The organism is Achromobacter sp. UBA5777, from assembly GCF_002418565.1.
GTDB classification, from domain to species: domain Bacteria; phylum Pseudomonadota; class Gammaproteobacteria; order Burkholderiales; family Burkholderiaceae_B; genus Achromobacter; species Achromobacter animicus.
Map to the genome: position 1 here is coordinate 1 of NZ_DIEJ01000262.1, position 373 is coordinate 373.

Genomic DNA, 373 nt, shown 5'->3' on the forward strand with positions numbered 1-373 from the left:
CAGCCGCGTGCTGGCCCTGGCGGCGGTGGCCGATACGGTCAAGCCCACCAGCGCCCAGGCCATCGCCGACCTGCACGGGCTGGGCGTGCGCACGCTGATGCTGACGGGCGACAACACGCCGACCGCGCAGGCCATCGCGCGCCAGGTCGGCATCGACGAAGCGCGCGGCGACCAACTGCCCGAGGACAAGCTGACCGCCATTGAAGGCAAGCTTGCGCCGGACGTGCGGGTCGGCATGGTGGGCGACGGCATCAATGACGCGCCTGCGCTGGCCCGCGCCGACATCGGCTTTGCGATGGGCGCTGCCGGCACCGGCACCGCCATCGAGACCGCCGACGTGGCGCTGATGGACGACGACCTGCGCAAGATCGGC

Annotated in this window: 1 protein-coding gene; it reads left to right on the forward strand. The window is 72.1% G+C overall.

What is annotated here, in order from left to right; genetic code table 11:
* Positions 1 to 373, forward strand: a 373-nt coding sequence (locus tag B3446_RS22685; RefSeq protein ID WP_291385207.1) for an HAD-IC family P-type ATPase, incomplete at both ends; no start/stop codon positions are given.